We start from the raw sequence: 9269 nt of genomic DNA, 5'->3' as shown, positions 1-9269 counted from the left end.
CCCGAACCAGTTCGGCAACCGACTGACCACAGAAGACATCGTGCTTCATAACCAGACCATACCCACCGGGACCGACATACATCTATGCATCGGCGCGGCCAACCGGGACCCGCGCCAGTTCGAAAACCCGAACCACATGCGCCTGAACCGTCGCCCGAACAAGCACCTTGCCTTTGCAGGTGGCGCGCACACCTGCGTCGGCCTAACCTTGGCGCGCATGGAGGGCAGGATCGCGATAGGCGGTCTGCTGAAGCGTTACCCCAACTACGAATTACTTGAAGGCGCACAAATAGGAGGTCGTATCCGCTTTCGCGGTTTCGCCCATCTACCCGCTCGAATGACCTGAAGGACCTAAAATGACACTGCAAAACGTTCAAAGCTTTGCTGCCGGAACCTGGATTTCTGCCGCTGAGAGTGCACGCCCCATCTTTAATGCCGTGACTGGAGCAAAGATGGCTGTGGCCGGATGCAACACGCTTCCGGTTCAAGACATGTTGGATTACGCCAAAGACAAGGGCGGCACATTCCTGCGCGCGATGACGTTTCATCAACGGGCAAAAATGCTGAAAGCCGTTGCGCTTTATTTGAACGAACGCAAGCAACAGCTGTATGATATTTCTTTTGCCACTGGCGCAACGCTAAGCGATCACATGATCGACGTGGATGGTGGTATTGGCACGATGTTCGTCTACGCTTCAAAAGGGCGTCGGGAAATGCCGGACAGCAACATCTATTTGGACGGTGAGCTTGAGCAACTTGGCCGCACTGGCACATTCCTTGGCCAGCACATCTGCACACCGCTGCACGGTGTTGGTGTGCACATCAACGCCTTCAACTTCCCCGTCTGGGGGATGCTCGAGAAGCTCGCCCCAACCCTGCTGGCAGGGGTGCCTGCCATTGTGAAGCCCGCCAGTTCGACAGCCTATGTCACGGAACTTGCTGTGAAAATCATGCTTGAGAGTGGCCTTCTCCCCGAAGGCGCGCTCCAGCTTATCTCCGGCGGCGTGGGCGATCTCTTCGATGGCCTCGGGCCGCAGGATGTGGTCAGCTTCACAGGCTCCGCCGCCACCGCGCTCAAGCTGCGCAGCCATCCGAGCATAGCTGAAAACTCTACGCGCTTCATTGCCGAGCAAGACAGCCTCAACGCCTCTGTGCTTGGTCCCGATGCAGCCGAAGGCACAGAAGAGTTTGATCTCTTCATCAAGGAAGTCATCCGCGAGATGACCGCCAAGGCAGGCCAGAAATGCACGGCCATCCGCCGCATCATGGTCCCTGAAACGCAGGTGAGCGCTGTCACAGAAGCGCTCGCCGCCAAGCTTGAAAGCCTCACAATAGGCGATCCGCGCGATGAGGCCACCCGCATGGGCGCGCTGGTGAGCGCCGGCCAGAAGCGCGATGTTCTCGCCATGGTCGACAAGCTCGCCAGCGAAAGCCAGATCATCTGGCGCGACGAGGCCCGTGTGCCTGCGAAGGGCGCATTTGTCTCGCCGGTTCTGCTTCATTGCGAAGCGCCTGACTCCGCCGTTGAGGTGCACGCCACCGAAGCTTTCGGCCCCGTCAGCACCGTGATGGGCTACCGCGATATGGCCCATGCCGCAGCCCTTGTGGCCAAAGGGCAGGGCAGCCTTGTGACCTCGCTCATCACAGCCGACCCCGGCGTTGCCTCTGCCTTTGTGGCCGAGGCCGCGCCATGGAACGGGCGTATCTACATCAACAACCGCCACTCCATGCAGGAGAGCACAGGTCATGGCTCGCCGCTGCCGCATATGGTCCACGGCGGCCCGGGCCGCGCCGGCGGCGGCGAGGAGATGGGCGGTATCCGGGGCGTCATGCACTATATGCAGCGCACCGCCATCCAGGGCAGCCCCGACATGCTCACGAGCATTGGCAATAAGTGGGTTCCGGGTGCCGACCAGATCACCGGCCCTGCACACCCCTTCACCCGCCGCTTCTCCGAGCTGGTGCTCGGCGAGACGCTGCATACGGCCAGCCGCACCATCACGTTGGAAGATATCGAGCATTTCGCCCATTTCACGGGCGATACTTTCTATGCCCACATGGATGAAGCCGCCGCCGCGCGTAACCCCTTCTTTCCGGGGCGTGTGGCGCATGGCTACCTCTTGCTCAGTTTTGCAGCGGGCTTGTTTGTGGAGCCTAATGAAGGGCCAGTTCTGGCCAACACGGGGCTTGATAACCTGCGCTTCATGAAGCCCGTGGTGGCGGGCGATGCGATCAAGGTTGCGCTCACCGTGAAGCGCAAGACAACCCGCAACGAAGACTATGGCGAGGTGCGCTGGCATGTTGCCCTCACCAATCAGGACGACGCGCTCTGCGCAACCTATGAGCTCTTGACAATGAATGCCCTTTAACGCCTGAGCCACAGGCGCTACCATGCGCCCATGAGCACAGGCAATCCAGCCAATTCGGCGCTATTTGAGACGACATTTCAGGCTTTGCAGGGGCAGGGGCCTCTCAAGACATGGTCGCTCATCGTGACAATCTTTGGCGATATCGCCCCGGCGCGCGATGGGCTCATTGACAGCCAGTTGCTCGCCGCGCTCACAGCGCCTTTCGGGGTCAAGCCCGAAGCGCTGCGCGTGGCGCTGCACCGTTTGCGCAAGGACGGTTGGCTTGAGGCGGTCAAGACAGGCCGCCGCAGCGCCTATCACCTCTCACCCACGGGCGAAGCGCTCACCCGCGCCGCCTATGTGCGCATCTACCGCGCGCCCGAGAGCAGGCGCGCTGACTGGCAGATCACCCTTGTGGAAGATGCCACGCGTGAGGCCAAAGCCGGCTCCGTGGCCATCGGGCCGAACATTCTTGTTGCGCCGGCCACACCTGCCGCGCCGCTCACCTTGGCAGCAGAAGATGTCCCGGACTGGATGCGCGCGGCCCTAATGCCCCCCGAAGCCTTGGTGGAATTTTCACTTTATACCAAAGCGCTGCGCCCTGTCTTGAATGCGGCTTCTGGCGTCACACTCTGCGCGCAAGACAGGCTCGCGCTGCGCCTTCTGGTGCTGCACACATGGCGGCGGATCATTCTGCGCCAGCCCGAATTGCCCGAGGCGCTGCTGGGCGAAGACTGGGCCGGGTTTGAAGCCCGCCGCCTCACCCATGCGCTGTTTGAGGCGCTCCCGCGCGTCTCGCTTTGTGAGCTTGCGGCGCTGCAAAACGCCTAGGCGCTTTTCTTGCCCTCGGCCAGGGCCTGCAAACTCAGCTCCAGCTCTTTTTCCAGCTCGCGCACGCGCTTGCGGTAGGCCTCGTTGTTGGCCATATCCTGGCCCGGCTCCCAAAGCTGCGCCAGCTCCTTGAGCGCCATACGGTCATGGGCATAAAAGGCCTGCTCGGCCTCGGCGGCCTCATAGTCGCTCATGCCCACATTCTCGAGCACATAGCGCCCGGCGCGCAACGAGCTGTCAAACAGCTCGCGCACAATATCATTTGCCCCCGCCTCATAAAGCGCAAACACATGGCCACGGTCTCGCGCCCGTGCGATGATATGGATGTCAGGCCGCTCCTTGCGGGCATGGCGCACCAGCCGCAGCGCAGCGGCGGTGTCGTCAATTGAGACAACCAATACCCGCGCGTCGCGCAGCCCTGCGGCGCGCAAAAGCTCAGGCCGGGTCGGATCGCCCAGAAAGGCGCGGTATCCAAAACTGCGCATAAGCTGAATGCGCTCAAGGTTGTTGTCCAAAACCACGGTCTTAAAGCCGCTGCTTTCCACCAGCCGGTTGACAATCTGCCCAAACCGCCCGACCCCGGCAATGATCACCGGCCCCGCCTTGTCGATCTCGTCCGGTTCCGCCGCCTGCTTTCCGCCTTCGAAGCGCTTGGATACGAAATCGTAGATCAAAAACAGGATCGGCGTCATCAGCATCGAAAGGGTGATCACAAGCAAAAGCGTATTGCCGACAACGTCAGCAAAGACCCCCTGCTGGCCGGCAAAGGAAATCAACACAAAGCCAAATTCGCCCGCCTGCGCCAGCGCCAGCGTAAAGAGCCAAAGCTCGCGGCGGCGCAACCCGAAGCCAAAGCCCAGAGCAAACAGCACAAGCCCCTTCATCACGATCAGCCCGAGCGCCAGCCCAAGCATCCGTCCGGGCTCTGCCATCAGCGCCTCAAAGTTGATGCTTGCGCCCACAGTGATGAAAAACAGCCCCAGAAGCAGGCCCTTGAACGGCTCAATATCGCTCTCAAGCTCGTGGCGAAACTCGCTGTTGGCCAACACAACCCCGGCCAAAAACGCGCCCAAAGCGGGCGACAGCCCCAAGAGGGTCATCACATAGGCGTTGCCAATCACAATCAGCAAAGCCAGGGCCGTAAACATCTCTCTGAGCCGGGTCGCATGGATGTAGCGAAAAATAGGTTTGGTCAAAAACACCCCCACGGCGATCACCAGCGCAATGGTGCCCAACGTGGCCAGTGTCACCCCCCAGGCGGGCAGGTTTTCAAACAGGGTCGCATGATGCGCTGCCTCCCCCGCGGCCCGCGCGATGGAGCCGTCCGGATTGATCGCGGCGGCCCCTGCCACGCCCAAAAGCGGGATCAACGCCAGAAAGGGGATGACCGCAATATCCTGCGTGAGCAGCACCGCAAAAACCGAACGCCCCCCCGAGGTTTGCACAAGCCCTTTTTCGCTCAGCGTTTGCAGCACAATCGCCGTTGAGCTGAGCGAGAGCACAAGGCCGATGGCCAGGCCCGTCTGCCAGGCAAAGCCAAACAAGGACGCAGCCACAAACACCGCAAGGATTGTCAGCACAATCTGCAACCCGCCCAACCCGACAAGTCTGTGGCGCATGGCCCAAAGCGCACCCGGGCTCAACTCCAGCCCGATGATAAAGAGCATCATCACAACGCCGAACTCGGCAAAATGCTGCAAATCGCGGGTCTCGTCGCCCAGCCCCGGCATCACCCCGATGATCATACCGGCGCTGAGATAGCCCAACACCGAGCCAAGCCCCAGCCGAGAGGCCAGAGGCACGGCAATCACCGCTGCCAAAAGATAAATCGTGGGAAGGAGTAATAAGGAATGCATCAGGCGGGCAAAGCTGCGTCTTGTTTCAGTTGGTTCATGACAATCTGGCTGTGCACACGGCTCACAGACCCATGAGCCAGCAGAATGGCATGGATCAGATGGTTTAGCGAGGCCAGATCCTGACAATAGACCCGCAAAAGCAGATCAGCATCGCCCGTCATGGACCAGGCCGAGACAATCTCCGGTTGGGCCTTGATGAGCTTGCCAAAACTTTTTGATTGGACGCTGTCATGGTTGCGCAGCTGAACCTGAACAAAGGCCTGCACACCGAGCCCAAGCGCCTCGGCGTCCAGCTCGGCGCGATAGCCGCGGATCACCCCGCTGGCTTCCAGCCGCAAGCGGCGGCGCGCCGCCTGGCTGGGCGACAGCCCCAAGCGCTCGGCAAGCTCCTGCGCGGTGACTTGGGCATTCTCCTGCAAGGCCGCCAGCAATGTGGAATCAATCCTATCTCTCATGACACTCTTTTACGCGCTTTGGGTAAACATTACGAGAAGCCAGGCCGCTTGTTCGGGCCTTGACGGGCCTTCTGCGCGCGCTGGATTAATCAATAAAGTCTTAACAGGGGTCGCAGACGGGCGGTGCACGCCCGGTGCACGGGGTGTGCACGCATGTCACCCCCCAGGATTTGGCCTCTGTCAGAGAGTTAACGGCGCAGCACGCAGCCTTAAGCAGATTTTAAGGTCAGCCCCGAGGCATTTTCAAGGTCACGTCGCGACCGTTCTTTTGATAGCGCAGTTCCGTGTCGCCAATCGCGGAGACCCGCCCGCCATCAATACGGTCCCCGACTGCCACTTTCTTGTAGCGCCCGTTGGAGAGCCGCACGAGCGCGCGGCGGCTGGAGGGCTTGCCATAGACCCCGATCAAATTGACCCGCCTGAGGTTGATGGCATTGCGCTCCGTGGCCTGTTTGGCCACCGAGGCCCGCGAGGGAATGGCCGGAGACACCGTGCGGGGGGCAACCGCCGCAACCTCTGTAAGCCCCTCACTTTCCTCATCTTTCTCGGCTTTCTGGATGATGGTTTCAAAGTTCTTGGGCCGGTCTTTGGGTTTGACAGAGCGGGCCACAGCCTGGGCTGTGGCGTTGGGGTCCAGATCGGTGTCGGTGGGCGGGCTTTGCGGAACGGCGGCGGCCACCGCGTCTTCAATGGCCGTGCTGAGCGTTTCGCTGACCGCCAAAGCGGCGCTCTGCTGGGGCAGATTTGCGGGGCGGGGTCTTGGGCGAATCGCCGCCAGCTCCTCGCGGCTCATCCCGCCAAGAACGGCCCGCTCATTGGCCAGCGCGAGGCCCTCAGGGCGCACCTGCGGCCGCAGCTGGGCCACCGCCGGCTCCACAGCCGCCGGCCCCTCTAGACGCGCGGGAATTTCTTTAGGAAAATTAGGAGGTTGACCCGCAAAAACCAGATGCCCATCTGGTGACAGCGCCCCCTCTGGCGTGGCAATAACCAGTCCGTTCTCATCGAGCACAAAGCTTTGTCCCCGTGGCGCGGGGTCGGTCTGGCGGCCCGGTGTTTGATCAAGGCTTTCAAGCGCCAAGGGCGGCAAGGCAATCGCATCCTGCGCGCGGATGCCACTGTCAATCGAGGCGATGTAGAGCTCATCTTCCCCGCGCAGCGCCGGGGGGGGCAGCGCGTCGGGCGGCAGCACCCAAATACCTGTCACAGCGTATTTTTCCTGCGCTTCTCGCGGGCTGAGAGGCGCGGCGAGCTGTGGCGACGCGGGGGTGTCCGTGGGTGGTTCTGCCAGCTGCGGTGGTTGCGCCAGCATGGCCTCCTCTCCCTCGATGTCGGTGACATCAGGCTCTGATAGCGCGGTTTGCACGGGGGCGCGCTCGCGGCCAAAGAGCCGCGAAAGCCCTTCGCCTGCAAAGACCGAGGCCCATGCCGCAATGCCGAGCAAGAACAGCAGCAAGATGGCCGTGAGAACAAGCCCCAAGTGACGCGGCTTGCCGGTTTGAGTGAGGCGCGCCTGTGGCGCCTGCGCGCCTGTTTTTAAGGCTGGCGCAGGCGCTGCGCGGGGCGCTGGTGGCACCGCCACTGAGGGCAGGTCTTCTGCTGGCACGCTGCGGCGGCTTGAAAAGGCAACCGCTTCTGCTGCGCGCAGCTCTTTCGGGGCGGCCTGCGGCTCTGGGGGGAGGGGGGTGCTCTCGGACTGCGCATCCGGGCTATCATCGGCGCTTTCGGGCGCAGGCCCGTGGCCTTCGCAATAACCGAAAAAAGGCTCGCCGGGATAGGTCTGCGCGTTTGGCGTGGCCGCAAAGAAGACTGGCTCAAACCCGTTTTCGCGTGCAAATGCCTCGGCCTCGTGCAGCGTTTCCTGCGCCACAGCCGCAACGCTGAGGCCGGTTTCGCTTTGCGCAAAATCATAGGCGAGTTCGTCCAGCGGGTAAGGGGTCGCTCCCTCAAGAGCGGCGCGCACGGCCGCGTCTTGGGATGTGTCCGCAGGAGCCGTCAGGTGCAGATATTTGATTTGCTCTTCTGGGAGCAAGAGCTTGGCTGTGAGCGGAGCCGCCCCAAGCGCCTCGGCTTCGGCCCGGAGCGTTGCAAGCGCCGCACTCAGGTCTGGGGTGTCCAGAGGCACTTCTTTTATCCGCGTCCAACCCTCGGCTGAACGATGCAAAAGGCCAATGCCTTCAAAAGATAAACTCAGCGCAAAATCTGGTTTCATACAGGCGCCTCAAAGCCGGTCACAACACTCTTCAGCCCCTGTTATAACACCTGCTTCGCAAATGAAACATAGCAGATGCCGCCCGGCGCAAGGCTGGGCGGCTTTTGGCAGGAATGCTCTTACCCTGCGGCCCTCAGCGGTTTATGCGCTGGCCTTGTCCAGAGCCTGCGCGAGATCGGCGATCAGGTCTGTCGGGTCTTCAATCCCGATTGAGATGCGCACAACACTGGGGCCAGCGCCCGCAGCCTCCTGCTGCTCGGGCGTGAGCTGGCGGTGCGTGGTGGAGGCCGAATGGATCACCAGGCTGCGAGTGTCTCCGAGGTTGGCCACATGGCTGAAAATTTCCAGACTGTCGACAAATTTCAGGCAGGCTTCATAGCCACCCTTGAGGGCAACCGTGAACAGCCCGCCCGCGCCCTTGGGGCAGATCTTGGCAACACGCCCGTTATAGGGCGAAGAGGCCAAACCGGCGTAGGTCACATAATCGACCGCATCATGGCCCTCAAGCCAGGCTGCAACTTGCTCGGCATTCTGAACATGGCGCTGCATCCGCAGGCTCAGAGTTTCGATCCCCATGAGCGTGTAATGCGCCGCCTGCGGGTTCATGGTCATGCCAAGGTCGCGCAACCCGATGGCAATGCCATGGAAGGTATAGGCCAAGGCGCCAAAGGTTTCATGAAACTTGAGACCGTGATAGGCAGGTTCGGGCTCTGACAGAGAGGGGAATTTGTCTGAGGCGGACCAGTCAAACTTGCCTGAATCCACAACACAGCCGCCAGTGACGGTTCCGTTGCCTGTCAGATATTTGGTGGTTGAATGCACAACCAGCGTCGCGCCATGGGCGATTGGGTTGCACAGGTAGGGCGTTGCGGAGGTGTTGTCGACAATCAGCGGCAAGCCGGCTTCATCTGAAATCGCCGCAATGGCGTCCAGATCGGTGATATACCCTCCCGGGTTTGCAATGCTCTCGCAAAAGACCGCGCGGGTGTCCTCGTCAATGGCGGCTTTCACGGCCTCCAGATCGTCAAAATCAACAAATTTCGCGCTCCAGCCGAAGCGTTTGATGGTCTGGCTGAACTGGGTGATGGTGCCGCCATAAAGGCGCGAGGAGGCCACAACATTGCGCCCCGGTGCCATCAGCGGGAACAGAGCCATGATCTGTGCCGCATGGCCGGAGGAACAGCAAACAGCGCCCTGGCCGCCCTCAAGCGTGGCAATCCGTTCTGCAAGCACAGCGACGGTGGGGTTGGTCAAACGCGAATAGATAAAGCCAACTTCCTGAAGGTTGAACAGGGCTGCCGCGTGGTCGGCGTCGCGAAAGACATAAGCGGTTGTCTGATAGATGGGCGTCTGGCGCGCGCCCGTTGCCGGATCAGGTGCTGCGCCTGCATGAATTTGAAGTGTGTCAAAGCCGTAAGCCATTTTGGCCTCCCATTGGTGCTGCGGTGCGAATGTGGATCGAGCGAGACCTTAGGGGGATCGGCGCGTGGGAGCAACTGTGCGCAGCCAATAAGGATACTGGTTTCGTCTTCGGCGGGTTACCGGGAAATCCGTTTCTATTGTGCCAACG

7 protein-coding genes are annotated in these 9269 nt (G+C 61.2%); 3 read left to right on the top strand and 4 right to left on the bottom strand.

Going from position 1 to position 9269, the window contains the following annotated elements:
• The 3 genes from Q0478_RS03535 to Q0478_RS03525 all read left to right on the top strand — a co-directional run.
• A partial coding sequence (locus tag Q0478_RS03535) for a cytochrome P450 (RefSeq protein WP_298676268.1) occupies positions 1-346 on the top strand: 346 nt, incomplete at its 5' end.
• Positions 347-356: 10 nt separating this feature from the next.
• Entirely contained in the window at positions 357-2369 is a 2013-nt protein-coding gene (paaZ, locus tag Q0478_RS03530) for a phenylacetic acid degradation bifunctional protein PaaZ (RefSeq protein ID WP_298676265.1), read from the top strand.
• Positions 2370-2399: 30 nt separating this feature from the next.
• On the top strand, positions 2400-3179 hold the full coding sequence (locus Q0478_RS03525) for a PaaX family transcriptional regulator C-terminal domain-containing protein (RefSeq protein ID WP_298676264.1): 780 nt from the start codon (positions 2400-2402) through the stop codon (positions 3177-3179).
• Here the strand turns inward: Q0478_RS03525 and Q0478_RS03520 are convergent.
• The 4 genes from Q0478_RS03520 to Q0478_RS03505 all read right to left on the bottom strand — a co-directional run bounded on the left by Q0478_RS03520 (position 3176) and on the right by Q0478_RS03505 (position 9121).
• The gene (locus Q0478_RS03520; RefSeq protein WP_298676262.1) at positions 3176-5035 is read right to left on the bottom strand and encodes a monovalent cation:proton antiporter-2 (CPA2) family protein; all 1860 of its coding nucleotides are present in this window, start codon (positions 5033-5035) and stop codon (positions 3176-3178) included. The two genes, Q0478_RS03525 and Q0478_RS03520, sit on opposite strands and share 4 nt — an antisense overlap.
• Positions 5035-5490: an Lrp/AsnC family transcriptional regulator gene (locus tag Q0478_RS03515; RefSeq protein ID WP_298676260.1), complete on the bottom strand. Its 456-nt coding sequence runs from the start codon at positions 5488-5490 to the stop codon at positions 5035-5037. The genes Q0478_RS03520 and Q0478_RS03515 overlap by 1 nt, the downstream gene beginning before the upstream one ends.
• A 226-nt stretch (positions 5491-5716) precedes the next feature.
• The gene (locus tag Q0478_RS03510) at positions 5717-7699 is read right to left on the bottom strand and encodes a hypothetical protein (RefSeq protein ID WP_298676258.1); all 1983 of its coding nucleotides are present in this window, start codon (positions 7697-7699) and stop codon (positions 5717-5719) included.
• A 141-nt stretch (positions 7700-7840) separates the two neighbouring features.
• Positions 7841-9121, bottom strand: coding sequence for an O-acetylhomoserine aminocarboxypropyltransferase/cysteine synthase family protein (locus tag Q0478_RS03505; RefSeq protein WP_298676256.1), 1281 nt, complete (start codon positions 9119-9121; stop codon positions 7841-7843).
• Positions 9122-9269: the final 148 nt, after the last annotated feature.

Origin of the sequence: uncultured Lentibacter sp., assembly GCF_937123735.1 — a bacterium.
GTDB lineage: Bacteria > Pseudomonadota > Alphaproteobacteria > Rhodobacterales > Rhodobacteraceae > Lentibacter.
This window is presented reverse-complemented; position numbering and strand designations above follow the sequence as displayed.